At 68.7% G+C, this 25,581-nt stretch carries 24 protein-coding genes; 11 read left to right on the top strand and 13 right to left on the bottom strand.

Annotation, left to right across the window (positions count from 1 at the left end; genetic code table 11):
• Positions 1 to 18: 18 nt before the first annotated feature.
• The 4 genes from L324_RS38165 to L324_RS38150 all read left to right on the top strand — a co-directional run bounded on the left by L324_RS38165 (position 19) and on the right by L324_RS38150 (position 3,680).
• On the top strand, positions 19 to 900 hold the full coding sequence (locus L324_RS38165) for a phosphoribosylaminoimidazolesuccinocarboxamide synthase (RefSeq protein WP_037320517.1): 882 nt from the start codon (positions 19 to 21) through the stop codon (positions 898 to 900).
• Positions 901 to 995: 95 nt separating this feature from the next.
• Entirely contained in the window at positions 996 to 1,712 is a 717-nt protein-coding gene (locus tag L324_RS38160; protein ID WP_173426446.1) for a DUF2334 domain-containing protein, read from the top strand.
• A complete protein-coding gene (locus tag L324_RS38155; RefSeq protein ID WP_037320514.1) occupies positions 1,709 to 2,461 on the top strand; it encodes a TetR/AcrR family transcriptional regulator in 753 nt (250 codons plus the stop codon). The genes L324_RS38160 and L324_RS38155 overlap by 4 nt, the downstream gene beginning before the upstream one ends.
• Positions 2,462 to 2,540: 79 nt before the next feature.
• Positions 2,541 to 3,680, top strand: a complete 1,140-nt coding sequence (locus tag L324_RS38150) for a DUF418 domain-containing protein (protein ID WP_037320512.1) — start codon at positions 2,541 to 2,543, stop codon at positions 3,678 to 3,680.
• On the opposite strand, the gene L324_RS38145 is transcribed toward L324_RS38150, so the two are convergent.
• Positions 3,677 to 4,312 carry an MBL fold metallo-hydrolase gene (locus tag L324_RS38145; protein ID WP_037320509.1) on the bottom strand — a complete coding sequence of 212 codons (636 nt, stop codon included), beginning with the start codon at positions 4,310 to 4,312 and terminating at the stop codon, positions 3,677 to 3,679. The genes L324_RS38150 and L324_RS38145 overlap by 4 nt on opposite strands.
• Positions 4,313 to 4,344: 32 nt before the next feature.
• Entirely contained in the window at positions 4,345 to 5,289 is a 945-nt protein-coding gene (locus tag L324_RS38140; protein WP_037320508.1) for an ArsR/SmtB family transcription factor, read from the bottom strand.
• Between the two features lie 61 nt (positions 5,290 to 5,350).
• Between L324_RS38140 and L324_RS38135 the strand changes: the two genes are divergently transcribed.
• Positions 5,351 to 6,493 carry an MFS transporter gene (locus L324_RS38135; RefSeq protein ID WP_037320507.1) on the top strand — a complete coding sequence of 381 codons (1,143 nt, stop codon included), beginning with the start codon at positions 5,351 to 5,353 and terminating at the stop codon, positions 6,491 to 6,493.
• Between the two features lie 33 nt (positions 6,494 to 6,526).
• The gene (locus L324_RS38130) at positions 6,527 to 8,029 is read left to right on the top strand and encodes an aldehyde dehydrogenase family protein (RefSeq protein ID WP_037320505.1); all 1,503 of its coding nucleotides are present in this window, start codon (positions 6,527 to 6,529) and stop codon (positions 8,027 to 8,029) included.
• 63 nt (positions 8,030 to 8,092) lie between these two features.
• Here L324_RS38130 and L324_RS38125 read toward each other — a convergent pair whose 3' ends face one another.
• The gene (locus L324_RS38125; RefSeq protein WP_037320503.1) at positions 8,093 to 9,673 is read right to left on the bottom strand and encodes a GMC family oxidoreductase; all 1,581 of its coding nucleotides are present in this window, start codon (positions 9,671 to 9,673) and stop codon (positions 8,093 to 8,095) included.
• Between the two features lie 106 nt (positions 9,674 to 9,779).
• Positions 9,780 to 10,568, bottom strand: a complete 789-nt coding sequence (locus L324_RS38120) for a hypothetical protein (RefSeq protein ID WP_037320500.1) — start codon at positions 10,566 to 10,568, stop codon at positions 9,780 to 9,782.
• Between the two features lie 66 nt (positions 10,569 to 10,634).
• Between L324_RS38120 and purS the strand changes: the two genes are divergently transcribed.
• Both purS and purQ read left to right on the top strand, forming a co-directional pair.
• The gene (gene purS / locus L324_RS38115; protein WP_037320498.1) at positions 10,635 to 10,874 is read left to right on the top strand and encodes a phosphoribosylformylglycinamidine synthase subunit PurS; all 240 of its coding nucleotides are present in this window, start codon (positions 10,635 to 10,637) and stop codon (positions 10,872 to 10,874) included.
• The gene (purQ, locus tag L324_RS38110) at positions 10,871 to 11,548 is read left to right on the top strand and encodes a phosphoribosylformylglycinamidine synthase subunit PurQ (protein ID WP_007032539.1); all 678 of its coding nucleotides are present in this window, start codon (positions 10,871 to 10,873) and stop codon (positions 11,546 to 11,548) included. Before purS ends, purQ begins: the two co-directional genes overlap by 4 nt.
• 58 nt (positions 11,549 to 11,606) lie before the next feature.
• Here the strand turns inward: purQ and L324_RS38105 are convergent, their stop codons facing one another.
• Positions 11,607 to 13,334, bottom strand: a complete 1,728-nt coding sequence (locus L324_RS38105; RefSeq protein WP_037320496.1) for an ABC transporter ATP-binding protein — start codon at positions 13,332 to 13,334, stop codon at positions 11,607 to 11,609.
• A gap of 142 nt (positions 13,335 to 13,476) precedes the next feature.
• On the bottom strand, positions 13,477 to 15,102 hold the full coding sequence (locus L324_RS38100; RefSeq protein WP_037320493.1) for an ABC transporter ATP-binding protein: 1,626 nt from the start codon (positions 15,100 to 15,102) through the stop codon (positions 13,477 to 13,479).
• Between the two features lie 119 nt (positions 15,103 to 15,221).
• Here L324_RS38100 and purL point away from each other — a divergent pair, with 119 nt between their 5' ends.
• The gene (gene purL, locus L324_RS38095) at positions 15,222 to 17,516 is read left to right on the top strand and encodes a phosphoribosylformylglycinamidine synthase subunit PurL (protein ID WP_152547125.1); all 2,295 of its coding nucleotides are present in this window, start codon (positions 15,222 to 15,224) and stop codon (positions 17,514 to 17,516) included.
• A 44-nt stretch (positions 17,517 to 17,560) separates the two neighbouring features.
• On the opposite strand, the gene L324_RS38090 is transcribed toward purL, so the two are convergent.
• From L324_RS38090 to L324_RS38065, 6 genes are all read right to left on the bottom strand, one after another.
• A complete protein-coding gene (locus L324_RS38090; RefSeq protein ID WP_037320489.1) occupies positions 17,561 to 18,388 on the bottom strand; it encodes a hypothetical protein in 828 nt (275 codons plus the stop codon).
• Positions 18,385 to 19,494: a pentapeptide repeat-containing protein gene (locus L324_RS38085; RefSeq protein ID WP_037320487.1), complete on the bottom strand. Its 1,110-nt coding sequence runs from the start codon at positions 19,492 to 19,494 to the stop codon at positions 18,385 to 18,387. Before L324_RS38085 ends, L324_RS38090 begins: the two co-directional genes overlap by 4 nt.
• Before the next feature lie 4 nt (positions 19,495 to 19,498).
• On the bottom strand, positions 19,499 to 20,296 hold the full coding sequence (locus L324_RS38080) for a flagellar basal body-associated FliL family protein (protein WP_037320484.1): 798 nt from the start codon (positions 20,294 to 20,296) through the stop codon (positions 19,499 to 19,501).
• A gap of 175 nt (positions 20,297 to 20,471) precedes the next feature.
• Positions 20,472 to 21,317, bottom strand: coding sequence for a lysozyme (locus L324_RS38075; protein WP_037320481.1), 846 nt, complete (start codon positions 21,315 to 21,317; stop codon positions 20,472 to 20,474).
• A gap of 185 nt (positions 21,318 to 21,502) precedes the next feature.
• Positions 21,503 to 22,318: a lysozyme gene (locus L324_RS38070; protein ID WP_037320479.1), complete on the bottom strand. Its 816-nt coding sequence runs from the start codon at positions 22,316 to 22,318 to the stop codon at positions 21,503 to 21,505.
• 105 nt (positions 22,319 to 22,423) lie between these two features.
• On the bottom strand, positions 22,424 to 23,044 hold the full coding sequence (locus tag L324_RS38065) for a type VII secretion system-associated protein (RefSeq protein ID WP_438938481.1): 621 nt from the start codon (positions 23,042 to 23,044) through the stop codon (positions 22,424 to 22,426).
• 59 nt (positions 23,045 to 23,103) lie between these two features.
• Between L324_RS38065 and L324_RS38060 the strand changes: the two genes are divergently transcribed.
• Positions 23,104 to 23,484 carry a sterol carrier family protein gene (locus L324_RS38060; protein WP_037320474.1) on the top strand — a complete coding sequence of 127 codons (381 nt, stop codon included), beginning with the start codon at positions 23,104 to 23,106 and terminating at the stop codon, positions 23,482 to 23,484.
• Between the two features lie 90 nt (positions 23,485 to 23,574).
• Here L324_RS38060 and L324_RS38055 read toward each other — a convergent pair whose 3' ends face one another.
• Positions 23,575 to 24,372: an SAM-dependent methyltransferase gene (locus L324_RS38055; RefSeq protein ID WP_037320470.1), complete on the bottom strand. Its 798-nt coding sequence runs from the start codon at positions 24,370 to 24,372 to the stop codon at positions 23,575 to 23,577.
• A gap of 204 nt (positions 24,373 to 24,576) precedes the next feature.
• Here L324_RS38055 and L324_RS38050 point away from each other — a divergent pair, with 204 nt between their 5' ends.
• Entirely contained in the window at positions 24,577 to 25,455 is an 879-nt protein-coding gene (locus L324_RS38050) for a Sco1979 family transcriptional regulator (RefSeq protein WP_037320468.1), read from the top strand.
• The last annotated feature ends 126 nt before the right edge of the window (positions 25,456 to 25,581 follow it).

Genomic DNA, 25,581 nt, shown 5'->3' with positions numbered 1-25,581 from the left:
GATCGCTAGGGTGCAGCCGTGACGACGCTCGAATACCCGAAGATCGCCGCCGGCAAGGTCCGTGAGCTCTACGCCGTCGATGACGAGCATCTGCTGCTCGTCACTTCGGACCGGATCTCGGCCTACGACGTCATCTTCGACACGCCCATCCCGGACAAGGGACGGGTGCTCACCGCGATGAGCGTGTTCTGGTTCTCCCAGCTCTCCGATGTCCTCCCCAACCATCTGGTCTCCTACGACGACGAACGCATTCCCGCGGAGGTCCGCGGCCGGGCGCTGCTGGTGCGGCGGCTGGCGATGTTGCCGGTCGAAGCCGTCGCCCGCGGCTATCTCACCGGCACCGGTCTCGCCGATTATCGCGCGACCGGCACGGTCTGCGGCGTCGAACTTCCCCCCGGCCTGACCGAGTCCTCCCGGCTCCCCGAACCCATTTTCACCCCCGCGACCAAGGCCGACCGCGGCTCGCACGACGAGAACATCACCTTCTCAGACGTCGTCGGGCAGTTCGGCCGCGAGCGGGCGGAAGAAGTCCGGGAAGCGACGTTGGCGGTGTACCGCCGCGGCGCGGAGTTCGCCGCCGAACGCGGCATCCTGCTCGCCGACACGAAGCTCGAGTTCGGCGTCGATCGCGAGGGGAACCTCGTGCTCGCCGACGAGGTCCTGACCCCGGATTCGTCCCGCTACTGGCCGGCAGGCGGCTGTACGCCGGGCAGGCCGCGGCCGTCGTTCGACAAGCAGCCGCTGCGCGACTGGCTCACCGGTCCCGCTTCCGGCTGGCACCGGCTCGAGAGACCGGAGCCGCCACCGTTGCCCGAGGAGATCGTCGCCGCCACCAGGGCGAGGTACATCGACGCGTACGAACGCATCACCGGCCGTTCGCTCGACGACTGGCCCGCCTGATTCGCCCGGCCGGGTGAACGGAGGGGCTGGTTCTCGCGTGGCTGACCTGCGGCGTTCACTCCGTCGTCAGTCCGGCGCAAGGCCGGTCTGGCCCAATGGGCATCGTGGACGCACGTTTGCTGGTTTCCCTGTCCGGCGTGACCACCCGGACGTTGCACCGCTGTGCCGACCTCGCGGCCGAACTCGACCGGCGCAAGGTCCCGTTGTCCGTGCTCTACGCCGCTCGCACCGGCGAGGGCCCGGTGACCGAGTGGGTACGGACCCGCCGCGCTCGCGGCGACTCTGTCCTCCTCCACGGATACGACCACCGCATTCCACCTACCCATCGCGCCGTCTACCTGGGCAAACGCGCCGAGTTCGCGGCTCTGCCCGCACACGAGGCGCGGTTGCGGCTGATCGCGGCGAAGGCCGCGCTCGACGCCAACGGCATGGCCGTCGACGGCTTCGCGCCGCCGCGCTGGATCGCGTCGGAGGGCACCTTCCAGGCCTTGCGCGAGCACGGGTTCACGCTGTGCGCGGACCTGGTCTCGGTGCGGGATCTGGTCTCCGGCGAGGTCCGGCGCGCCAGGGTGCAGGAGTTCGGCGGGCCGTCGCAGCGGACGGAGACCGTCCGGTGCTTCGCGCTGGTGCTCGCCGCCGCCAGGGCCGCGCGCCGCGGCGGGCTCGTCCGGCTCGGCATCGACGCCGCCGACCTCGCCCGGCCGGGACTGCGGCAGGCGTTCCTCGACGCCGTGGACGTCTCGCTGGAGAACCGCGCTTTCGGAACCACCTACGGGTCGCTCTCCCGATCGCGGGCTAGATTGACCGGATGACCGACGACGCCGGCCAGGGTGACGCACAGGCGACGCTGATGCGGCTCTGGCGGCGGTCGGAGCGGCCGACGCGGGGCAGGCCGTCGGTGCTCGACATCGACAGTGTCGTGGCGGCCGCGGTGACGCTCGCCGATCGCGAAGGCGTCGCGAACGTGACGCTGGCGAACGTGGCGAAGGACCTCGGCGTCACGAAGATGTCGCTGTACCGCCACATCGGCTCGAAGGCGGAGCTGCTGGAGCTGATGGCCGACGTCGCCATCGGCGATCCGCCCGCGCTGGACCCCGGCAGTGACTGGAGGTCCGGGCTGACCACGCTCGCGGCGGCCAACCGCGAAGTGCTGATGAGCCATCCGTGGCTGGTCGAGCTGCCGCTTTCCGGGCCCCCGGCCGGTCCGCACGCGGTCGCCTGGATGGACGCGTTCCTGCGCACGCTGCGCGACACGGGCCTGGACTGGAACACCAAGGGCGGGATCCTGGTGCTGATCGGCGGCTACGTCCGCCTCGCGTGCGCGCAGGCCATCCAGCTCGCCGAGGGCAGGAAGGACAGCGGGCTGAGCCAGGCGCAGGCCGAGCAGTCCTACGGCAAGGGGCTCGCCGAGCTGATCGACCCGGAGCGGTTCCCCGACGCCGCGGGCTTCCTGACCGCCGGACTCGGTGCCGCGCCACCCGACCAGGCCGACGATCCCGATTTCGCCTTCGGCCTCGACGTCGTCCTCAACGGCATCGCCACCCTCGTCGACGCGAGCTGACAAGCACCACCCCCGGCATTAGTATCCGTCGGACATTACTTAGTGTACTTTGGATACTAAATCTTTCGAAGGGGGATCGATGTCATCGCTACCGACGAGTGAGCGGGTGCTCGCACCCGATCTGGCCCGCGGTTTCGCGCTGTTGCTGGTCGCGCTGGCGCATACCGCGAGCATCTTCTTGGGGAACACGCCGGGCGTCGAGCAGACGCCTGAGGGCCTGGAACGGCCGTACTTCGTGGCGCTGTTCGTGCTCGTCCACGCGTGCGCGCTGCCGCTGTTCGGCATGATGCTCGGCTACGGGATGGTGCAGTTCGCGGATCGCCAGGAGGCGTTGGGCGAGCCATGGACGCGGACACGTGGTGTCCTGCTTCGCCGTCACGCCTGGCTGCTGGTCTTCGGCGCCGTCGACGGCGTGCTGTTCTTCTCCGGTGACGTGCTCGGCGCGTACGGAGTCATCGGCGTGGTGTTCGCCTTGCTGCTCCTGCGGCGCGGCAAGGGCTTCTACCGGATCCCGGTGCTGTATCTGGGCTTCGGCCTCTGCTATCTCGCCGTGCTGATGTACCTGGTGATCAGCGGGAACTCCGGCGGCGGCGCGCCCTTCCCGTCCGTCGAGGACGCGTCGTCACTCGCGCCGACGTACGGCGACGCCGTGCGGGAGCGGCTCACGGAATGGCCGGTCAGCACGGCGGTCCTGCTGTCATCGATCCTCTTCGTGTGGGTGGGCGCGTGGGCCGCGAAGAAGCGCCTGCTGGAGGAGCCGAACCGGAACCTTCTCCTCGTCGGCGTGTTCGGCGGCTTCGGTGTCGCGATCGCGGGCGCGCTGCCGATGGGCCTCTTCGCCGGCGACTACGTCGATTTCGACGAGGGAACCGCCGGGCTCGCGAAGCTGATGTACGAAGGGGCGGGCTTGTTCGGCGCGATCGGCTACATCAGCCTGTTCGGCCTCATCGGCATGGCGATCGGCAAGAAGCGCCGCGGCGTCGTGGTCACCGCGATCTCCGCGCTCGGACAGCGCACCTTGAGCGCGTACCTGTTCCAGTCGGTGGCGTGTCTGATCCTGGCGCCCCCGTTCATGCTGGGGCTGGGCGGCCGGACGTTCGTCGCGGCCGCCTGCGGATTCGGGGTGTGGTTGCTTTCGGTCGTCGTCGCGTACCTGATGCACCGCCGGTCCTATCGGGGCCCGGCGGAGATCCTGGTGCGCAAACTCGCGTACCGCTAGAGCTTCACCGGCACCCCGACGTCGAGAACCTTGACCTCGGTGCCTTCCGGGGCGAGGTTGGCGAACAGGCCGTAGTGCATCTGCGGCCGGGCGAGCACGGCTTCGTGGATCGGCACGGCCAGACGCGGGGAGACAGCGCGCAGGTAGTCCACGGCTTCGCCGGCCTTGAGCCACGGGGCGCCGGTGGGCAGGCCGAGGACGTCGATCTTCTGCTCCGGCACGAAGAACGAGTCACCAGGGTGGTAGAAGGCGCCGTGATCGACGATGTACCCGACGTTCGGGATCACCGGGATCTCGTCGTGGATCACGGCGTGTTCACCCCCGACGACGTCGATGCCGCTGGAGCCGATGCCGAAGGCGTCGCCGGGATTCGCGATCTGGAACTCGGCGCCGATCTTGCGCACGGCCTCGGCGGAACCCGGGTCGACGATCAGCTGTGCGCCGGGGTTCGCCTCCAGCAGCGCGGGCAGCCTGTCCGCGTCGAGATGGTCGAAATGCTGGTGGGTGATCAGGATGGCGTCCAGTTCCCGCTCACCTTCGAAACCGGCCGAGAAGGTGCCGGGGTCGATCAGGATCCGTGCGCCCTCGGTCTCCAGCAGGGTGCAAGCGTGTCCAAAGTGGACAATACGCATGGGGTTCTCCTTCGCGGTGGATCATTTCCAGCCTAGGCTCGAAGCAGGGCGTCGCCAAGTTCGGTACGCAGATAACGGACTTCGCGGCCGCGGCGCCGCGTGTCGAGCAGACCCGCGGCACGCATCGCGGTCAGATGCTGGGAGACAGTCGGCGCCGAGAAGCCCAGTCTCCGCGCCAGCTCCGTGGTGCTCGCGGGCTCGTTGAGCGTCGTGAGCAGCGCGGCCTTGGTCCGTCCGAGCACTCCGGCGAGCGCGCCGGACGGGCGTTCGGGGTCCGACCAGAGTTCGGCCACGCCGCGGGCCGGGTACAGCAGCGACGGCTGCCACGGCTCCATCGTGATCACCCCGACCGACGGCCACGCGAAGACCCCGGGGATCAGCAGCAGCCCGCGGCGGTCGAGATGGACCCGGCTGCGTTCCTTCATCTCGATCACCAGGACGTCGTCGACGAGTCGTACGCGCGGGTGGATGTCCTCCAGTACCAGCGCGATACCGCCGGCGGCCAGCCGCCGCGACCGCTCCTCGATGTCCGCGACGAGGAAGCGGCGCATCCGCGGCCAATGCGGTTCGACCAGTTCGGTCCAGGCGATCTCCATCTGCCCGGCCAGCAGATCCCTGGCCTCGGCCGGATCCTCGGGTAGTCCACTCAGGTCCGCGTCCACTTTGGACAGCTCGCGGGCGACCTGATCCGGCGGGGTGCGGCGGATTTCGGCGAGCTGGGCGGCGGCGGTGGTCTCCGGACCGCTCGGCGGCGGGCTGAGGAAGTCGGTGATGTAGTGCCGCGCGCCCATCACCTTGGCGAAGTCGTCGATGGGCAGGTGCGGCAGCTTGGCGGCGGCCTCGCGCAGCCAGGGCAGATGGCTCGGATGCCCGCGCCGTCCGAGCAGCGTCTGCATCGCGCCCATGGTCTCGTCGAGCGGGGAGATGCCGAAGCGGACGCGGTTGGCGCTCGCGGCCGTGAGGACCAGCTCGATCATCTGATTAGGCTATTCCCTAATCAATAGTGCCCGCCAGCGTGCGTTCGGCAGGGTTCGCGGTATGACCTTGCTGCGTAATTCCGGGTATTGGCGCTGGTCGGCGGGGGTACAGCTGAACCGGCTGCCCGCCACGATGGCGCCGCTGGCCTTCACCGTGCTCACCACCGCGACGACGGGTTCGTACCGGCTCGGCGGCATCATGATGGCCGTCTTCGTCGCCGCCGAGATGGTGGGCGCCGTGCCGACCGGACGACTGCTCGACCGCGTCGGACCCGCGCGCGGCCTCGTCGTGCTGCTGCCGCTGGTCGCCGCCGGACTGTTCGTGCTGGCCGCGGCCGCTTCCGCCGGTGCCCCGGAGCTGGTGCTGCTCGCGCTGGCGATCCCGCCGGGGCTGGTCGCGGGCGGCCTGAACGGCGGATTCCGGACACTGCTCGCCGGAACGGTGAGCGAGGAGGAGCTGCCGAGGGCGGTTTCGGTCGACGCGATGATCCTCGAAGGCGTCATCGTCGGCGGGCCGCTGCTGGTGGCGCTCCTGGCGACGTCCGGCCCGGCGGTCCCCGTCCTCGCGATGGCCGTCGTCGCCCTGCTCGCGGCCTTTCTCGTGCCCCGGCGAACGATCGCCCGCACTCCACAAAGGACAGTCGAGCACCAGCCGATCCCGGTCGCCGCTTGCGTTCCGTGGCTGATGGGGCTGTTCACTGTCGGGCTGTTGCTGTCGACCATCGAGGTGGGCCTGCTCCCGCTGGTCCAGCGGCTCGGCGCGCCGGAATCGGCGACCGCGGTCGTGATCGTCGTGCTGTGCGCGACCAGCATCACCGGGAGCGCGCTGTACGCGGCGCGGGGGAAGGTCGGTGACCCGCGGCTGTTCCTGGCCGGATTCGTGCTCGGCGGGATCGTGGTGTCGGCGGGTTTCGGCTGGGCCGGGCTGCTCGGCGGGGTCGCGCTGATCGGTCTCTGCACCGGTCCGCTGATGGCCGTTTCGTCGGTCAACCTGCAGAAACTGCTGCCGGAACGCCGCCGGTCGGAGGGGTTCTCGCTGGCGTTCACCATCCAGGCGTCGGGCTTCGGCCTCGGCTCGCTGGCGATCGGGGTGCTGCCGATGTGGCTTTGCCCGTTGCTCGGTGCCCTCGCGGCCGTTGTCTCCTGTGTAATGCTGGTGGTACACCCCAGGCAAGCTATTGGCACGCCGTCAGTAACGTCGTAGCCTGGGCTTTGAGCCGAGACACGGGAGAAGTCGATGACCGCAGTCCAGCCGAAGCCGACCGCGCACAGCGTGGGGGAGACCTTCGATTCCCTCAGCCCGGCGACCGACGAGGTCGTCGGTACCTACCCGGTGCACACCGCCGCCGACGTCCGCGCCGCCGTCGCCCGCGCGCGGGACGCCGCCGAATGGTGGTCCGGGCTCGGTTTCGACGGTCGCGCGGAGCGGCTGCGGCGCTGGAAGGGCGTCATCACCCGGCGGCTGCCGCAGCTGTGCCAGGTCGTGCGCGACGAGACCGGCAAGCCGCTCGCGGACGCGCAGCTGGAGAGTGTCCTCGCCATCGAGCACATCGCTTGGGCGGGCAAGAACGCGCGCAAGGTGCTCGGCAAGCAGCGCCGCGCGGCCGGGCTGATGATGTCGAACCAGGCGGCGACGGTCGAGTACCAGCCGCTCGGCGTCGTCGGCGTGATCGGCCCCTGGAACTACCCCGTCTTCACCCCGCTCGGCTCCATCGCTTACGCCCTCGCCGCCGGCAACACCGTCGTCTTCAAGCCCAGTGAGTACACCCCTGGCGTGGGAAAATGGCTGGTCGACGCCTTCGCCGAGGTCGTCCCGGAGTGGCCGGTCCTGCAGCTGGTCACCGGCTTCGGTGAGACCGGCGCGGCGCTCGTCGGGGGAGGAGTGGACAAGATCGCCTTCACCGGTTCGACCGGCACGGGCAAGAAGATCATGGCCGCCGCCGCCGAGACGCTGACGCCGGTGATCATCGAGGCGGGCGGCAAGGACGCGGTCCTGGTCGACGCGGACGCCGACCTCGAAGCCGCCGCCGACGCGACCGTATGGGGCGCGTTCTCCAACTCGGGCCAGACCTGCATCGGCGTCGAGCGCGTGTACGTCCACGAGAGCGTGCACGACGCGTTCGTCGCGAAGGTCGTCGAGAAGTCGAAGGACGTGCGGGCCGGCTCGGACGAGGCCGCCCAGTACGGCCCGGTGACGATGCCTTCGCAGCTCGCGGTGATCAAGCGGCACATCGCGGACGCCATCGAACGCGGCGGCAAGGCGCTGGTCGGCGGCGTCGACGCCGTCGGCGACCGGTACGTGCAGCCGACGGTGCTCGTGGACGTGCCGGAGGATTCCTCGGCGGTCAAGGAGGAGACGTTCGGCCCGACCGTCACCATCGCCAAGGTGCGCGACATGGACGAGGCCGTCGAGAAGGCCAACGACACCAAGTACGGCCTCGGCTCGACGGTGTTCTCGAAGTCGCGCGGCCTCGAACTGGCCGCCCGCCTGCGCACCGGCATGACGTCGATCAACGCGCCGCTTTCCTTCGCCGGTATCGCTTCGCTTCCCTTCGGCGGCGTCGGCGACTCGGGCTTCGGACGGATCCACGGCCCGGAAGGCCTGCGCGAGTTCGCCCGGCCGAAGGCCGTCGCGCGGCAGCGCTTCACCGCGCCGATCGTGCTGACCTCGTTCTCCCGCAAGGAAAAGACCGACGCCCTGGTGGCGAAGCTGATTACGGTGCTGCACGGAAAAAGGTAACGGTGCGCTTGGGGTCTCGTGAGTGGTAATGACGGTTAGAACCGTCATTACCACTCACGAGGCCTACTTGCCCCGGATGAGGTCCGCGGCCTTCTCCGCGACCATGATCGTCGGCGCGTTCGTGTTCCCCCGCGGCACCACGGGCATCACCGACGCGTCCACGACGCGCAGCCCGTCCACCCCGCGCACCTTCAGCGACGGGTCGACGACGGCGTTCTCGTCCGTCCCCATCGAACAGGTCCCCACCGGGTGGTACAGCGTCTGCGTCTTCTCGCGTACGTAGTCGGCCAGTTCGCTGTCGGTCAGGTCGTGCCGCTCCGGCAGGAACGGCTTGTCCAGGTACCGCGCCAGCGGGCCGGACTTCCCGATCTCCACCAGCGCCCGCATCCCGGCGAGCATCTTCTCCATGTCGACGGACTCGGCGTAGTAGGCCGGGTCGATTTCGGGTTTCCACAAGGGATTCCCCGACTTCAACCGCAACCGCCCCCGGCTCGCGACGTCCACGAGGGTCGCCGCCGACGTGAAGCCCGGCACCGTCGGCTCGCGCATTCCGTTGTCGTAGAACAACGTCGGCGCGACGTGGATCTGCATGTCCGGCGGCGAAACCCCGTCCGCGGCTGGGAAGAACGCGCCCGCCTCGCCGATGTTCGAGGTCAGCGGGCCGCGTTTGGTGAGCTGGTAGCGCACCAGGCCGCCCGGCGTCGCCGCGTCCACGAGGTCGGTGGTGCCGCGGGTGGACCAGATGATTCCGCAGGCCGGATGGTCGTGCAGGTTCTCGCCGACCCCGGGAAGCGCGGCCACCACGTCGATCCCGTGCTCCCGCAGGTGTTCCGCCGGGCCGACGCCGGAAAGCATCAGCAGCTGCGGCGAGTTCACCGCGCCGCCGCTGAGCAGGACCTCGGTCGACGCGCGCACCGTCGTCTCGGTGCCCTTGTCCAAATAGGACACTCCGACCGCGCGGGTTCCTTCGAAGACGACGCGGGTCGCCTGCGCGTGGGTCCGCACGGTGAGGTTCGGGCGGGACAGCGCGGGCCGCAGGTACGCGTCGGCCGTCGACCAGCGGCGGCCCTTCTTGCACGTCACCTGGTAGACCCCGGCGCCTTCCTGCGATTCGCCGTTGAAGTCGTCGGTGCGCTTGAGGCCCCACGCGACCGCGGAATCCACCCAGGCATGGGAAAGCTCGTGCGTGAAGCGACGATCCTCGACGTTCAGCGGCCCATCGGTGCCGTGCAGTGGCCCGCCGAGCCGCTGGTTCCCCTCCGCCCGTTTGAAGTACGGCAGGACGTCGTCGAAACCCCAGCCCTCGGCGCCGTGCCCGTCGCGCCAGCCGTCGTAGTCCGCGCGGTTGCCGCGGATGTAGATCATCGCGTTGATCGAGGAACAGCCGCCGAGTGTCTTCCCGCGCGGCCAGTACAGGGTCTTGCCGGTGTGCTTCTGTTCGACCGTCTCGTAGTTCCAGTCCCATTTCGTCTTGAACAGACCGGGGAACGCGGCGGGGATGTGGATCTCGTCGGCGTCGTCCTCGCCACCGGCTTCGAGCAGGAGGACCCGCGCTGACGGATCCTCGCTCAGCCGGTTCGCCAGCACGCATCCCGCGCTGCCCGCGCCGACGATGACGTAGTCGAAGGAGTCCTGATCGGCCACGGTGCCTCCTGCTGCTGCTCACCCGGTGTTGGCGTCCCGCCAATGGGCCTCATCTTGGCCCAGCTTCGCGCTCCGAGCATCCCCCAGTCGAAGGATTGGGGCGAGCTCAATCGGAGTCGGGTGAAAAAGACGCCACGCAGGGGCCGTCCTGGGCCGAGTCGTCGGTCTCCACCCGGCCGACCGCCCGCACGCCGTCGACGTCACCGGTGAGATGCAGGATCGTCTGCTCGGCGGTGGTCAGCACGTCGGCCTTCTCGACGGTGTACCGCGCCTCGCCGTGGATGACCTGCTGCACGCCGTCGCGGGTCGTGTCGGGCACCTTCCCGCACAGCACGGACAACGCGGCCGGGATGTCGCGCGCGTTGATCGCGTCGACGAACTTGTTCCCCGCCTCCTCGCCGGTCTTGACCGCAGGGCGAGGCGCGGGCTTCGTGTCGATGCCCGGCAGCGGCTCGGGTTCGCCGCCGACCTTCGCGTCGCGCACGCACCAGCCGCCTTCGCCGGGGATCATCGCGAACCCGACGGTCACGCCCGCGGTGGTCAACGCGGCCGAGTACTCCTGCTCCGCACGCTGACGCACGGGCGTGCTGAGCTGTGCGCCTTCGGAGACGGCCATGGTCTGCTCGAAGCTGTAGGACCGCTTCGAGCGGATTTTGCACCAAAGCTCACTGACCCGGTCCTCGGCGACGCCGTTCACGAACGACCGGCTCAGCTGCTCCGGCGTCGCGCGCGAGGTGGTGTCGGCCTTGGTCTTGAAGAACCCGGGCGTCACCCAGCCGGTGAACGCGACGCCGCCCGCGAGCAGGACGAAGACCAGCGCCAGAGTGATCCAGAGCCACGCCTTCGACTTCTTCGGCGGCGGGGTGTACCCGTACTGCGGTTGCCCGTAGGTCATGCGTCAACCGTAGTGAAGTAGGCTCTGGCGGTACCCACGACCTGCGTGAATAAGGAGCAGCCTGCCGTGGCCCGAGTTGTCGTCGACGTCATGCCCAAGCCCGAAATCCTCGACCCGCAGGGCCAGGCCGCGCTCGGCGCGGCCGGTCGTCTGGGCTTCACCGGGATCACCGAGATCCGTCAGGGCAAGCACTTCGAGATCGAGGTCGACGACTCCGTCGACGATGCGACGCTCGAAAAGATCGCCGAGGGTTTCCTCGCGAACCCCGTCATCGAGCAGTGGACCATCAAGCGGGTCGAAGCGTGAGCGCGCGGATCGGGGTCATCACCTTCCCCGGCACGCTCGACGACGGTGACGCGGCCCGCGCGGTCCGCTACGCCGACGCCGAAGCCGTGCCGCTGTGGCACGCGGACGAGGACCTCAAGGGCGTCGACGCCGTCGTCGTCCCCGGTGGTTTCTCCTACGGCGACTACCTGCGCGCCGGCGTCATCGCCCGGTTCGCGCCGGTGATGTCTTCGGTGATCGAGGCCGCCCACAAGGGCATGCCGGTGCTGGGCATCTGCAACGGCTTCCAGATCCTGTGCGAGGCCGGGCTGCTGCCGGGCGCGATGATCCGCAACGCGGGTCTGCACTTCATCTGCCGTGACCAGTGGCTGCGGGTCGAGAACAACGACACCGCGTGGACCACCCGGTACGACAAGGACGCCGAGATCCTCATCCCGATGAAGAACATCGACGGATGCTTCGTCGCCGAGCAGGCCACCCTCGACGAGCTGGAGGGCGAGGGCCGCGTGGTCTTCCGCTACGTCGGCGGCAACCCGAACGGCTCGCGCAACGACATCGCCGGGATCCGCAGCGAGAACGGCCGCGTCGTCGGGCTCATGCCGCATCCGGAGCACGCCATCGACGCCCTCACCGGCCCTTCCGACGACGGCCTCGGCATGTTCTACAGCGCCGTGGACGCCCTCGTCTCCGCCTGACACCCCATGCATTTCGTCCTCTGAATGCGTTGAGAACGCATTCAGAGGACGAAATGCGTCAGGAAGCGGCGGCCACCAGCGCCGCGTAAGGGCCACCCGCCGCCAGCAACTCCGCGTGCGAGCCGAGTTCGGTCACCCGGCCGCCCTCGATGACCGCGACCCGGTCCGCCGCGGCCGCCGTATGCAGCCGGTGCGCGATCGCGATCACCGTGCGCCCCTCGAGCACCGCGCTCAGCGAACGCTCCAGCTCCCGCGCCGAACCCGTGTCCAGCAGCGACGTCGCCTCGTCCAGCACCAGGGTGTGCGGGTCGGCCAGCACCACCCGCGCCAGCGCCAGCTGCTGCGCCATCGCCGCCGGGACGGCGACCGCGCCCGCCCCGACCCGCGTGTCCAGCCCGTCCGGCAGTCCGGCCACCCACTCCGAAGCGCCGACCGAGTCCAGCGCGGCGAGCAGCTTGTCGTCGGACCAGTCCCCGGCCGGGAGCGTGAGGTTGTCCCGCAGCGTCCCGGCGAACACGTGCTGTTCCTGGGTCAGCAGCAGGACCTCGCCGCGCAGAACGTCGTCCGGCAGCGTCGACACCTCGGCACCGCCGATCCGCACCGAGCCCGACGTCGGCACCGACATCCCGGCCAGCAGCCGTCCGAGCGTCGACTTGCCGGCACCGGACGGGCCGACGATCGCCAGCCGTTCACCGGCGGGCACCCGCAGATCGATCCCGTGGAGCACTTCGCGGTCCGCGTTGTAGCCGAAGCGCACGTCGAGGACCTCGATGTCCTGGCCGCGCGGGGTCTCCGGCACCACGGTGGACTCGGGGGCGGACCGCACACCCAGCAGGCGCCGCAGCGAGACCCCGGCGACCTGCAGGTCCGCGAGCCAGAACAGCGCCTCGTTCAGCGGGCCCGTCATCACCTGCGAATACAGCAGCATCGCGGTGATCGTGCCCAGCCCTTCCCAGCCGTTCGAGTAGGCGAGCAGGCCCAGCCCGAGCATCACCGGCACCGGCAGCACATAGCTGATCTCCAGTGAGGGGATCCACCGCGTCTGCAGCGCCCGGACCTCGCGCTCGCCCAGCATCGCGGCGTCAAGACCGTCGTGCCCGGTTTGGATCCGGCGGCCGGTCAGGTTCAGTGCCTCGGCCGTCCGCGCGCCTTCCGCGGTCTCGTGCGTGGTCGACTGCAGCACGGACCACTTGTCCAGCATCCGCCGCATCACGTCCGGGATCCGCCGCTGGTACCAGAGGTTCACCGGCACCAGCAGCGGCAGCGCGACCAGCAGGCCCAGCGCCAGGAACGGCGAGGTGATCACCATCGCCACCACCGTGAACACCACCGTGACGGCGGCGATCAGGATCTCCGGCGCGCCGAACCGCACCGCGTGGTCGATGCGGTTGACGTCGGTGGTCGCCCGGCTGAGCAGGTCACCGGTGCCCGCGGCCTCGACCGTCCCGAGCGGCAGGTTCAGCGCGTTCCCGACGAACTCCTCGCGGTTGCGCGCCAGGATCCGCTCGCCGAACACCCGCGCGCGGAGCCGGGCCAGCCCCTTGAACCACGCCTGCGCGCCCAGTACGACCACGAACGCCATCGCGAGAAGCGTGATGGTGGTGGTCGTCGTGCCTTCGACGACCTCGTCCACCAGCGCGCCCAGCAGTTGCGGCCCGGCCAGCCCGATCGCGGTCGCGACACAGAACAGGCCGAGCATCACGGAGAACTCGCGCTTGTTCTCGCGCGCGGTCTCCTTGATCCATCGTCGAACGTCTTTCTTGTCTGCCAGCGGCAGCTTCTTCATGCTGTCATTTCCTTACCCCCGAGGTGGTGGTCGCGAACCCGCCTACGGGCCTCGGCTTCGCCAGGTGGGCACCACAGAGCCAGCGGCCCGGCAACGGATTCGCGAGGCCTTCGGCCGTCACGAGCGCGGCGCGACTCCGTCTTCAGGCGACCACTTTCGTACTCACGACCACGTCGGCCACATGAGTCCACAAAGGACTCTGGCTGAACACGACGGTGGTCTTGCCGCGCCGCAGCTTCGCGACGCGTTCGGTTATGCGAGCTTCGGTATGCGCGTCGACGGCCGAGGTCGGCTCGTCGAGCAGCAGGACGTCGGCGTCGGTCGCCAGCGCGCGGGCCAGGTTCAGCCGCTGACGCTGACCACCGGAAACCTCACGTCCGCGTTCGCCGATGACCTCGTCGACGCCGTCGGGCAGCGCGTCGACGATGTCGTCGGCGTCCGCCGCGTACAGCGCCTCGGTGATCTCGACGTCGCCGGGCTCGGCGGGGGTGACCTGCTCGCGCAGCACCCCGGAGAACCAGATGTCCTGGTTGTGCGCGAACACGACCCGCCGCCGCAGTTCGGCGAGGGCGACCTGGTTCACCGGGACCCCGCCCGCCAGGGCAGGTTCATCCGGATCGGTGAACCGCGCCATGCGCGAAGCGACCGCCTCGGCGTCCGCCCCGACATCGACGACGGTCAGCTTGCCCGCCTCGGCCTTGATCCCGGACGTCCCGTCGTACAGGTCCAACGGGCCTTCCGGCAGCGGCACCGGATGCTCCGGTTCGGCGAGCGTGCGTTCGGTGGACAGCAGTTTGCACACCTTCCGCGCCGAAACCACCGCGGCGCTCAGCACGCCCGCGAACTCGGTCGCCGTCGTCACCGGGATCACCAGGAACACCGAGACGCCGTAGAACGTGATCAGCTCGCCGACCTGGATGGTGCCCTCGATCGCGAGCTGCGCGCCCAGCCAGGTGATGGCCACCGTGACCAGGCCCGGCAGCGCGATCTCCGTCGCCGCGAGCCACGCCTCGCTGCGTCCGACCTGGACACCGGCGAGCCGCACCCGCTGGCTGGAGCCGCGGAAGCGGTCGAGGAACTGCTTCTCGCCGCCGACGCCGCGAAGGATCCGCAGGCCGGAGACGATGTCGGCGGCCAGCGCGTTGACCTCGGTCTTCTCCTCGCGCTGTTTCGTCTGCCGCTTCTCCAACGGCTTCAGCAGCGGGCCGATGCCCACCACCGCCAGCGGGACACCGACCAGCGCGACCACGCCGAGCAGCGGGGACGTCGTCAGCAGTGCCGTCGCGCACACGATGAACGCGATCAGCGAACCGAAGGCCCGGCCGAGCACTTCGAAGGAGTCACCGATCGGGTTGATGTCGCTGGTGGTGATCGCGACGACGTCGCCGGTCGTGGTCGTGTCCCGCAGGTTCGTGCCGAGCTTCGCCGCGTGCTCGGTGGCCATCCGCTGGGTGACCCCGGCGCCGTGGATCCAGCAGCCGTAGGCCGCGAAGTGCTGCACCGTGCCCGCGAGCGTCTGCGCGATGCCGAGTCCGGCGGCCGCGAGACCCCACAGCCAGACGGAATCGCCGTCGCCGCGGCCGATCGCGTCGATGCCGCGGCCGATCGCGACCGGCAGCAGGGCGATCGGCAGTGACCAGAGCGCGCCACTGATCGCCGAGACGGCGAGCAGTCCCGGGCGCGCGAGCATCATCGTGACCAGATAGCGCCAGGCGGTCGGCTTGGCGGGAAGCCTCAGTCTCGGAAGGGGATATGTGGCGGAAAGCACGATTGTCGACGGTAAGCGGATCACTACCGTCGGCGCGACCGATTTATCCGTGGGCGACCGCGAGCCGCCCTATCCGCTCGCCTACTCTTAAGGCCGTGGCGAACCCTGATGTGGACACCGTGACCAGCACCGTTGACATCCCAGTCGACACCACCGCACTTGCCGAAGCGACCCCGGAACAGAGCCAGCCGTACGTCGAACTCGGCCTCGCCGACGACGAGTACGCCCGGATCCGGGAGATCCTCGGCCGCCGTCCGACCGACGCCGAACTGGCGATGTACTCGGTGATGTGGAGCGAGCACTGCTCGTACAAGTCCTCGAAGAAGCACCTGCGCTACTTCGGCGAGACCGCCACTCCCGAAATGAAGGAGAAGATGCTCGCCGGCATCGGCGAGAACGCGGGCGTCGTCGACATCGGCGAGGGCTGGGCCGTCACCTTCAAGGTCGAGAGCCACAACCACCCGTCCTACGTGGAGCCGTACCAGGGCGCCGCGACCGGCGTCGGCGGCATCGTGCGCGACATCATGGCGATGGGCGCGCGCCCGCTCGCGGTGGCGGACGCGCTGCGCTTCGGCCCGGCCGACGCCCCCGACACCCGCCGCGTGCTGCCCGGTGTGGTCGCCGGTGTCGGCGGCTACGGCAACTGCCTCGGCCTGCCGAACATCGGCGGCGAGCTGGTGTTCGACCCGAGCTACTCCGGCAACCCGCTGGTCAACGCCCTGTGCGTCGGCGCGATGCGCGTCGAAGACCTGCACCTGGCCTTCGCCTCGGGCAAGGGCAACAAGATCATCCTGTTCGGCGCGCGCACCGGCCTCGACGGCATCGGCGGCGTGTCCGTGCTCGCCAGCGACACCTTCTCCGGCGACGAATCCTCGGGTGGCCGCAAGAAGCTCCCGAGCGTCCAGGTCGGCGACCCCTTCACCGAGAAGGTGCTCATCGAGTGCTGCCTCGAACTGTTCTCCCAGAAGCTCGTCGTCGGCATCCAGGACCTCGGCGGCGCCGGGCTCTCCTGCGCGACGTCGGAGCTCGCGGCCGCCGGTGACGGCGGTATGCACATCTACCTCGACCGGGTTCCGTTGCGCGCCACCGGGATGACCCCGGCGGAGGTGCTCTCCAGCGAGTCGCAGGAGCGCATGTGCGCGGTCGTCGCGCCGGAGAACGTCGAGGCGTTCATGAAGGTCTGCGAGAAGTGGGACGTCATCGCCACCGACATCGGCGAGGTCACCGACGGCGAGCACCTGGTCATCACCTGGAACGACGAGGTCGTCGTCGACGTCCCGGCGCACACCGTGGCGCACCAGGGCCCGGTGTACGACCGGCCGATCCAGCGGCCGTCCACACAGGACGCCCTGCAGGCCGACACCTCGGCGAAGCTGCCGCGTCCGTCCACTCCGGACGAACTGCGCGCCGACATCCTCAAGCTGATCTCGTCGCCGAACCAGGCGTCGAAGGAATGGGTGACCTCCCAGTACGACCGCTACGTGCGCGGCAACACCGTGCTCTCGCAGCCGTCGGACTCCGGCGTCATCCGGATCGACGAGTCGACCGGCCGCGGCGTCGCGGTTTCGACCGACTGCAACAGCAAGTTCGTCTTCCTCGACCCATACGAGGGCGCGAAGCTCGCGCTGGCCGAGGCGTACCGCAACGTCGCCACCAGCGGCGCGAAGCCGGTCGCGGTGTCGGACTGCCTGAACTTCGGCGCGCCGACCGACCCGGGCGTGATGTGGCAGTTCGAGCAGGCCGTGCACGGTCTGGCCGACGGCTGCGTCGAACTCGGCATCCCGGTCACCGGCGGCAACGTCAGCTTCTTCAACCAGACCGGTGACGTGGCCATCCTGCCGACCCCGGTGGTCGGCGTGCTCGGCGTGATCGACGACGTCACCCGCCGCATCCCGACCGGGATCGGCGCGGAGGCCGGGGAAACCCTGCTGCTGCTCGGCGAGACCCACGACGAGCTGGACGGTTCCGCCTGGGCGCGCGAACTCCACGGCCACCTCGGCGGCCGCCCGCCGAAGGTCGACCTGGCGCGCGAGAAGCTGCTCGCCGACGTGCTCATCGCCGGTTCCCGTGACGGCATGATCTCCGCCGCGCACGACCTCTCCGACGGCGGCCTGATCCAGACCCTCGTCGAGACCGTCCTCATCGGACAGTGCGGCGCCCGCGTCTTCCTCGACGCGGACCAGGACCCGTTCGTGCAGCTGTTCTCCGAGTCCGCGGGCCGGGTGCTGGTCGCCGTGCCGCGCACCGAGGAACTGCGGTTCACCGAGATGCTGACCGCGCGCGGCCTGCCGTGGCGCAAGACCGGTGTGGTGGACCCGGAATCGGGCTCGCTCGAACTCCAGGACATCACCGAGTTCACGCTGGACGAGCTTCGCGAGACCTGGGAGCGCACGCTCCCCGCCTTGTTCGACTAAGGGCTGTCGTGAGTGGTAATGACGGTTCTAACCGTCATTACCACTCACGAGTCCGCGAACTCGGCCCCCTCCAGCGACGGCGGCTCCGCGAAGGTGGCCGCGCCGAGGTCGACAGGCGTCTCGACGACGAGGTTGTCCAGCAGGACGTTCCGCTTGAACTCGGCCCTGGTGACGTCGAACCTGCCGTGGATCGTCACGTTCCTGAGCGAGAACTTCCCCGCGAGTTCGGCGTCGGTGAGGTCGAGATGCGTCAGCACTTCGCTGCGATCCGCGCCGAACCAGCCGACTCGCCTGCCGAGCAGCTCGAGTTTGTCGAGCCGGGCGTCGCTGAGGTTGAGCGACAACGTCGGCCCGGTGGTCCCGCTGTGCGGGAGGATGTCGCGGATCAGCCGTTCGGCCGCGCGACGGACCAGCCGTTCCCGCTCGGCCCCGGCCTTGCGTTCGGGGTCTTTCCAGTCTTCGGCGGGGCTGAACTTCGGATGGTCGAACGGCCGCCGCAGGTACGCGCACAACACGTCGAGCACCGTCTGCCGGTACTCCGGCCGCGTCCTGGCCAGGCCGGCCAGCGAATGCATCGCGCCGACGCGGACCTGATCGGCCTCGTTGCCCAGCAGCTCGATCGACTTGGCGAAGCGTTCGTCCGAGATCCGGCTGCGCTCGATCTCGTGCCTGTCCTCCTCGGTCCGCCTTCGCCTGTCGTTGAGCCAAAGCCCGTAGAGCGCGGCGATCGCCCCGCCGGCGAGCGCGCCGGTCTTCAGCGCGTCACCGCGGCTGGTCGCGCGATCCGTGAGCAGCCAGGCGGTGACCCCGACCAGCACCACGACCGAGGACAACAGCGTCCACAACAGCGGCGATCCGAGCAGCCGCCTCATCCGTTCTTCACCGTCAGCCGGGCACGGCCGTCGGGCAGGGTCTCGACGACCCAGCCCGCCGGGAGTTCGTGATCCCGCTCCGGTTCCACCGTCGTGTTGTAGAACGACACGGAAACCGGTGCCTTGCGGAACTTCAGGTCGCTGAAGCCTTCGAACCGCGCACGGCGCAGATCCAGCGTCTTCCCGAACTCCGCTCCGGTGAAGACGGCGTTCTTCGCGAAGACACTGTCCTTAAAGGACGTCTCGCCCGCGAACACCGTGCCGTCGAACTCGACGTCCTCGGAGAACTGCACTCCGCTGAACCAAGCCCGCTGGGTGAACTTGGCTCCACGGCAACGGAAGAAGCCGATGCGTTTGTCCTCCTTCGTGCCCGCGCCGGTCAGGTACACCGGTCCCAGGAACACACAGCCGGACAGATTGGTGCTGTTGTACAGCCCGCCGTAACGGAGCAGCAGCTTGCCGATCTTGCGGTCCGACAGATCGAGGTACTCCAGCACCGCGCCGGTCAGATCGAGGTCGTATCCGCGCGTACCCTCGGAATCGGCCGCGGGCAGCAGCTCGCCGATGAGCCGTTGCGCGGTCTGCCGCACCTGGAGTTCCTGGTCCTCCGCCACCTCGCCTTCCTTGGGAGGCGTGTTCCCCGGCAGCTTCGCCGTGTCCGCGTACCGCGGGTGCTTGAACGGCCGCCGCAGGTACGAGCACAGGATGTCCAGCACCGTCTGCGTGTAGACCGCCCGTCCCCGGGCCAGCCCGGCCAGCGCGTGCAGGGCCCCCACCCGCACCTGGTCGGCGTCGTGCCCGAGCAGTTCGACGGCCTTCGCGAACCGTTCGTCCGAGATCCGGTCCCGGTCCTGGTCGGCCCGCCGCAGTTCGAGTTCCTGGCGCTGCCGCTCGATCTCCTGCCGCCGCTCCTCGACGCGGCGCCGCCGGTCGTTGAGCCACAAGGCGTAGAGCGCGACGATCGCGCCACCGGCGATACCGCCGGTCTTCAGCGCCTCGCTGCGGCTGGTCGCCGGATCGGTCAGCAACCAGCCGCCGACGGCGAGCAGGAGGACGAGCGAGACCACGAACGTCCAGAGCAGGGGGGAGCGGAGCATCCGCCTCATCTGCTCAGAATACGAAGAAGTTGCGGACGCAGAAGGACTTGTCCGGGTTGTCGTCCGAAGCGATCCCCGAACCACTCACCTTCTTGCCCTTGACGGTGCCCTCGATGTCGCCGCTGACGAAACCGTCGCCGATGCCGGAGGTCTTGGTGATCTCCAGCTGCGACGGCGCCGGTGCCATGATGTCGATCGAGTCGCCCATGGTCGCCTTCATGTCCTCGCAGACCAGCGACAGCGCACCCGCCTTGTCACCGGCGCTCACCTTGGCCATGAAGTCCTTGAGGCTCTGGACGCCCTTCGGGTTGCCTTCGGAGCCGCTGCCACCGCTTTCGGTGCTCTTGGGGCTGCTCTTGGGCGCGCTCGACTTCGGGCTGCTGCTCTTCGGCGCTTCGGTCGGCGCGTTGCCGGACGACGACGCCGGCGGCGGCGCGGCGGTGTTGTTCCCTTCGTCCTTGCTCAGCAGGAAGCCCGGCGCGACGAAACCGGTGACACCGAAGGCGATCAGCACGACAAGGCCGATCACGATCCCGATGATCAGCCCGGTCTTGCTCTTCGGCGGCGGCGCGGGCGGGCCGCCGTGACCCTGCGGGTAGCCCGGGTTGTTCGGGTCCCAGCCCTGCTGCTGCGCGTTCGGATCCCAGCCCTGCTGCTGTTGCGGGTACTGCTGGGTCTGGTCCCAGCCCTGCTGAGGCTGCTGACCGTACTGCTGGGTCTGGTCCCATCCACCCTGCTGCGGGTAGCCGCCGGGCTGCTGTCCCTGGGGGTCCTGGCCGTAGGGCTGGCCTGGCTGGGGTGGGTAGGTCATCGGGTCTCGCCTTCCGTACTGGGGCCTGAGGCTGGAGATCAGACGGACGGTGGCCGATACCGGTTCCGGATCCGCCCGTGCCAGGAGCTCAGGGGCATTCTGCTCGGAAGGTACCTCGCGCGCGAGGGCGGCTCCCGGCCGAGGCCGGGAGCCGCTTCTTCACGAAATGCGCAGCTCAGCCGTTGGCCAGTGCCTGCAAACGGTCGTAGGCGCCGTTGAAGGTGTTCTGGTCGAGCGGACTCGAGGTGTACTGCCACACGGTGTAGAAGCTCCAGCCGTAGGGCAGGGAACCCACGGTCGACGCGTAGCGCGCGATCCACAGGGGGACCGTGCCACCGAAGTTCTGCGACGTGCCGACGCAGGTGCTCCACCAGCTCGTCGAGGTGTAGATGACGGGCCAGCGGCCGGTGCGCGCCTTGTAGCGATCGTGGAACGCCCGGATCCATGCCCCCATGGACGCCTGGCTCAAGCCGTAACAGGTGGCCCCGTACGGGTTGTACTCCATGTCGAGCGCACCCGGCAGGGTCTTGCCGTCGCCGGACCAGCCCCCGCCGTTGTTGATGAAGAAGTCCGCCTGCGCGGCGCCGCCGGAGACGTTGGGCAGCGCGAAGTGGTACGCGCCGCGGATGAAGCCCTGGTTGTAGGAACCGTTGTACTGCTGGGCGAAGTACGGGTTCTTGTAGCTAGTGCCTTCGGTGGCCTTCGTCCACACGAAGCGCTTGCCCTGTCCCCACCAGTACGCCCAGTCGACGTTCTGCTGGTAGCTGGCGACGTCCATGCCCGCGACCGTCGCGAGCACCCCGGCTTCGGGCTGCGGCTGAGCGGCCTTGGCCTTGGACTCCGGGGTGGAGGTGTCGCCTTCCACGCGCCGGATCTGCGATCCGATCGTGTGGTCGTTCCGCTGGAGATCCTGTTCGATCGACATGATCTCCGGGGACGGGGCGGCCGACGCCTGAACCGTGCTGCTGAGCAGGAGCAGCGCGGAGCCGACGGCGATGGCGATTCTTCGGGAAGTGCGCATACGACAATCCCTTCACGGATAACCCTCGCTGAGGACGACTAACTGCAGGTAGCCGTCCGGCCACGATTGTTGACGACGGTGTCGGGTTTGTCACTAACTTCCGTGAAATTGGTACTACACGTGGGTGATTTTCATTTCCATCTTGGTGGTGATTTGTGATCTTGTAACACTCGTAGGTGAGGGGCTCAGCCCTGTGACAGAGCGCGCACTCGATCTTCCGTGCCGTTGAACCAGTTCTGGTCGCCGGGCAGGCTGCCCTTGTTCGAGAACTGCCAGATCGTCTGGGTCTTCCAGCTGGCGGGCAGCTCACCGATCTCGGTGTTGTAGCGCGCGAGCCAGAGCGGGTTCTGCCAGAACACGTTGCTGTTGCCGGTACAGCGCTTCCACCAGCTCGTCGACGTGTAGATCGCCGGATGCCGTCCGGTCCGCCACAGATAGGTCTCCGCGAACGACGCCATCCACGCCACCATCTGGGCGGGCGTCTTGCCGTAACAGGTTTCGCCGTACGGGTTGTACTCGACGTCGAGCGCGCCCGGCAGCGTCTTGCCGTCGCCGGACCAGCCGCCGCCGTGGTCGACGAAGTAGTGCGCCTGCGAAGCGCCGTCCGAGATGTCGGGCCGCGCGAAGTGGTACGACCCGCGGATCAGGCCGACACCGTAGGAACCGTTGTACTGCTGAAGAAACCGGGGATTGACGAAACCCGTGCCCTCGGTCGCCTTCACGTAGACGAATTTCGCGCCGGTCCTGGCCGCACCCGGCCAGTCGACGTCGCCCTGATGTCCGCTGACGTCGTGGCCGAGGGTCTGCGCCTCGCCGCCGTAAAGCGGGCCGAGCACGGCGTCGACGCCTTCGTGCAACGCGATCTGCGAGCCGGCGTAATGCTCCTCGGCCCCGTCGTATCTGGGCCTGGCTTCCTGTGCCGCGGCGGGGGTCTGCGCGAGCAGCAAGACCCCCGCCGCGAGGACGGCCCCCCAGCCTTTCGAACACACTCTGCGACTCATCACGTCGCCACGATCCCCCGCGGAAAGGGAATCAGCGACTCGAACATCACCCGAAAGAGTTGCGTTCGACGGCGGAATATTGGGCCGAGTGGGTTAATCGAGCCCCTAGCGGCGCTCGTCCGAAAGGGCTTTGTCGAGGTGCTCCGAGGGGACGATCGCGGTGAGGCGATCGTGCGGATTGATCGCCACCGGATGCCCGGCGAGCAACGGGACCATGTCCCGGCCCAGCACCGCGCGGGCGTGCGGCCATTCGCTCGGAACCAGCGTCTTCGCCGTGTACGCCGGCACCAGCACCTGGCCGTCGGTGTTGTGGAAGCCGATCACCGTGCGCTGGACCGGCGAAAGGGCGTAGACGAACAGCGTCGAGTCGAGGAAGACCCGCGGCAGGTCGGCGGCCGGGCGGTGGTTCGTGCGCACCAGCTGCAGCAACTGCTCCAGCTCGTTGCGCGGCTCCGGGAAACCGAGCGCCTTGGGCGAGGGGCGGTAGCGGTCGTTGGGGTGGAAGTCCTCGACGATCTCGCCCGTGCCGTTCACCGGGTACGCGCCGACGACCGCCCAGGACGGCACCGGGCCATCGGGATCGAAGGCCTCGTCGATGACGTACAGCCAGCTGTTCGGATTGGCCTTGGCGTTGGCGCGCATCTCTTCGGTGATCTTCGGCTTGCGCTGTTTCCGCTTGCCCGCCAGGCTCGACGCCGACCGATCCGCCTCGTCCCGCTGCGCCATCGCCATCCCCACGTTCCGGGTGCCTGAAGGTTTGTTCGCGCTCACTCTACTGTTCTCCCATGGCCTCTTCGCGTTCGGTCGACCCCGCTGAGTTACGTGCCGCGATCACGGCGATTTCCCCCTGGTTGAGCGGATCCGCTCCGGATCCGGCCCGTCCCGAGCTGGCCGCGGCGGTCCGCCTGAGCCTGCGGACGCTGGCCGCGGACGCCCCGGGGAAGAGTGTCGAAGTGCGGGTGCCGCCGTTCGCGGCGGTGCAGTGTGTCGAAGGATTGCGGCATACGCGCGGGACGCCGCCGAACGTCGTCGAAACGGATCCGCGCACGTGGCTGGAACTGGCGACCGGCCTGCTCGCCTGGGCCGACGCCGTCGAATCGGGGCGGGTCACCGCCTCCGGGAGCCGGGCCGACCTGGCCCGCTGGCTGCCGCTGGTCCGGCTCTGAACCCCGTCCCCGCGTGCAATGAAAGGTCCTTTCCTTGCGAAATTTGCAAGGAAAGGTCCTTTCATTGCACGCACGCGAGGGGGCGGAGCCTTACTTCTTGCGGCCGACGCCGCCCGAGATCGTCCGCTGAGCCGTGTTCAGCTCCTTGATCCGCGGGCCGTCCGGCCACCAGTCGGCGCACAGGGTGACGCCGGGCTCGACCATCTCGAGGTCGTGGAACAGCTCCTCGATCTCGGCCTTGGTGCGGAAGGTGCCCGAGCCCATCGGGCTGTGGAGGAAGAAGTCCTCCATCTTGCGGGCGACCTCGGACAGCTCGTCCTGCGGGTCGGAGAAGTGCGAGATCGCCACGTACGAACCCGACGGCAGCGCGTCGATGTACTTCTTCATGATCTGCGCGGGCGCTTCGTGCGGCCCGTTGTAGTGGTGCAGGGTCCCGAGCTGCAGCAACGCGATCGGCTGCGTGAAGTCGATGTGCCGCTGGATGTCCGGGTTCTCCAGGATCCGCTCCGGCTCGAAGATGTCGTCCGAGACGAAGTGCGTGTTCTCGTTCTCTTCGAGCAGGGCGCGCCCGTGCGCGAGTACGACCGGGTCGTTGTCGACGTAGACGACCTTGATCTCCGGGTTGATCCGCTGCACGACCTGGTGCGTGTTCTCCGCGGTCGGGAGGCCGGATCCGAGGTCGAGGAACTGGGTGATGCCCGTCTGGCTGGCGAGGAACCGGCACGACCGGATCAGGAAGCCGCGGTTCTCGGTCGCCAGGTCCTGCGCTTCGGGAGCGGCCTGCTGGACCTTGCGCAGCACCTCCCGGTCGATCTCGTAGTTGTCCTTGCCGAGGAGGAAGGCGTCGTACACCCGGGCGATGCTGGCCCGGGTCGGGTCGACACCCACAGGCACTCGTTCCGTCCGGGTCGGGGCGTCGGGCATCTTGAACCTCACAAAACTGTGTCGGAAGTCTCGGGCTCTACGTAGAGTAGAACCACGTGCGCGACCGGTAAACCGAGCCATGCCTGTCGTGTCGAGGCCCAAACGTGTACTTTGAGTAGTCGGGTTTTGATCCCTGGTGAGTATTGGCGTACGAAAGGTCCCCGGTCGATGAACGCGGTCAACCCGCCCGGTGGTGAGCAGTCCCTGGGTCCCACCGCGCGCCGGATGATCCTCGGCTCACAGCTCCGGCGGATGCGCGAGGACGCCGGGATCACGCGCCAGGAGGCCGGCTACAGCATCCGGGGTTCCGAATCGAAGATCAGCCGTCTCGAACTCGGCCGGGTCGGGTTCAAGGAACGCGACGTCGCCGACCTGCTGACCATGTACGGGATGACCGACCCCGACGAGCGGCAGCAGTTCCTCGACATGGTCAAGGAGTCGAACGAGCCGGGCTGGTGGCGCCGCTACGGCGACCTGATGCCGAGCTGGTTCAACGACCTCGTCGGACTCGAAGAGGCGGCGGCCCGGATCCAGGTCTGGGAGCCGCTGTACGTCACGGGTCTGCTGCAGACCGAGGCCTACGCGCGGGCGATCATGAGCCACGGCCGTCCGGACATGGTCAATGAGCAGGTCCTTCGCCGGGTCGCGCTGCGCATGCGGCGGCAGAAGATGCTGTCCCGGCCGGACGCGCCGCGGTTGTGGCTGGTGCTCGACGAGTCGGTGCTCCACCGGCCGATCGGCGATCGCGAGATCCTGAAGGGGCAGATCGACTACCTGCTGGAGATGATCCAGCAGCCGAACATCTCGGTGCAGATCCTCCCGTTCGATCGCAGCGGTTACTCCGCGGACAGCGCGTTCTCGCTGCTCAGGTTCGCGGAAGAGGAATTGCCGAACATCGCCTACACCGAATGCCTGACCGGCGCGCACTACATCGACAAGCGCGACGAGATCGAGCGGTACAGCCGGGCGCTCGACATGCTCGCGGTCGACGCGGAGACGCCGGACCGCAGCCGCCAGATGCTCCTGAAGCGCCGCGCGGAAATCTGAGTCACTCACCGTTGTGGGGTTCTCCGCCGTCCCGGTGACGGTGGGGGTTTTCTCGCGCCCGCCCCAAAACGTGCTCACGAACTGTAGTTGTTCCCCCATTGGGGAAGGCGATCATCACGCTTTAGT

Origin of the sequence: Amycolatopsis orientalis DSM 40040 = KCTC 9412, from assembly GCF_000478275.1 — a bacterium.
GTDB lineage: Bacteria > Actinomycetota > Actinomycetes > Mycobacteriales > Pseudonocardiaceae > Amycolatopsis > Amycolatopsis orientalis.
Note: the sequence above shows the minus strand (reverse complement) of the source record. Positions and strands in the feature narration are given on the sequence as shown.